Source organism: Mycobacterium sp. ZZG, assembly GCF_054786995.1.
In genome coordinates this window covers 1-1768 of record NZ_JBTBFV010000139.1, presented here as the reverse complement: position 1 = coordinate 1768, position 1768 = coordinate 1, and the positions used below count along the sequence as shown (strand labels likewise).

1 protein-coding gene is annotated in these 1768 nt (G+C 62.8%); it reads right to left on the bottom strand.

Annotated elements, in window-relative coordinates; genetic code table 11:
• Nucleotides 1–21 precede the first annotated feature (21 nt).
• Nucleotides 22–1659, bottom strand: a complete 1638-nt coding sequence (locus ACXMYJ_RS28985; protein WP_260756222.1) for an IS1634 family transposase — start codon at nucleotides 1657–1659, stop codon at nucleotides 22–24.
• Nucleotides 1660–1768 lie beyond the last annotated feature (109 nt).

Genomic DNA, 1768 nt, shown 5'->3' with positions numbered 1-1768 from the left:
ACCTGAGTTTGGACATTTTGCTTAGTACCCAGGTGTGAAGCCAAGATCGGTGAGGATCTTGCGCTCGGTGTCGGGAATCGCCGGCGGGAAGGTCTGGGTGGCCCCGTTGATAGTGATGGTCGCTGAACGCAGTGGCCGCAGTTGCTTGATGACCTTGGCGATCGACAGTCCGGTGCGCGATTGGATGGCATGAGAGACGGCCAGGGCGGCGAACACGATGGTCAGGTGCGCCTCGATGGCATCACGCATGCGGTTGAACATGGGCCGGGCATCGAGATCGGTCTTCGACATCCGAAAAGACTTCTCCACGTGCCAGAGGTCGTGGTACTTGGCGATGACCTCCGCAGCCGACATCACGGTGACCGGCACGTTGGTCACATAGCCCTTGAGCCCGACCAACGATTGGGCCCGGGCCAGACTGGCCTCATCGACGGCGCGGTCATCACCGCTGGTTTTGACGAATCGTGCTGTCTTGGACTTCTTCTCACCGGCGACGATCGCCCGGGCCCGGGCTTCTTGAGCCGCGAGGGTCTTCTGATCGCGGCGAGCTCTTTTGGCGGAGTACGACCAGATCGCCCGCCACGCACCGGTATCGCTGTCGGGGTTCCAGATGGGTTCAACACGCAACTTGGTGTCGTTGACGCGGGTGTTGCCGTGGCGCGGCGTCACCGTGTCGATGATCTGGCCGTCGGTGAAAACGTCACCATTCCAATGGAAGTGCGATTCCAGATCTCCGGGCGCCTTCGTCATGCGGGAACCCACGATGAACGACAACTCCTGCTCATCGAGGGCGGCGAGGTTGCTCTGCGACAGCATCCCGGCATCAGCGGCCACCACCATCGGTGCGCCGGCCAGGTTGTGACGGGCCAGGAAGCTGGTGATGATCGGCACGATCGTGGTGGTCTCAGCGGTGTTGCCTTCGAAACAGCCGATCTCCAACGGGAATCCGGTGCGGTCCACCAGCAGGCCGACGACGATCTGAGGATCAACCCGACGTTCCTTGGAGTAGCCGACTTTACGCAGCGCATCCTCGGATTCGGCTTCGAAATACAACGTGGTGACGTCATACAAGATCAGCGACAGCCCGCCGCAGTCAGTGGCGTAGGCGAAGCAGTTCTCGGCGATCACGTCGCGGTGCCCGCGGGCATGGATGTTGCGGACATGACGGTCGATGGTCTTGTAGGACACCAGCTGGGCACCAAGATCAGCGAGCACGCGGGAGGCGTCGAGCTTGCTGGTCGGCTCGACGATCCGGGCGATCACCAGATCCCGGAACACCGCGTCGCCGACGGCATCGAAGCCCAACCAGTCGTAGACGTGGCCGAGCAGGTCATAGAGCAGCCGCGAGGCGGTCCCGACTGTGCGTCCAGGTGGCGCCACGGGAGCCGCAGCCGCAGGCCCGGACCGCTCAGGGATCAGTGCCTGTGCACGAAAGTCAGCGACATCGGCCATCGATTGGGCTCGAGCGGCCACCTCGAAATCCAGCGCTACCTGGCCGCCGACGACCATCGCCTTGGCCTGCTCGAGCAGAATGCCCAGCTCAGCGTCGGTATGCGCGGAACCCAAATGGGCCAGGATCACCACCTTGCCCGCGTCCTTGCGGGCCACCTGCACCGCCACCGCGCCCGAGGCAGTGCGCACCTTCCGCACGTACGCCACCGCACGAACCTACCCCGATTAGTACCCCAAAACACCCACCAGCCAGAGCAACGCTGCAGGTCAAGCGACTACAGAATGTGAGAATCAGCCAAGGTGTCCAAACTCAGGT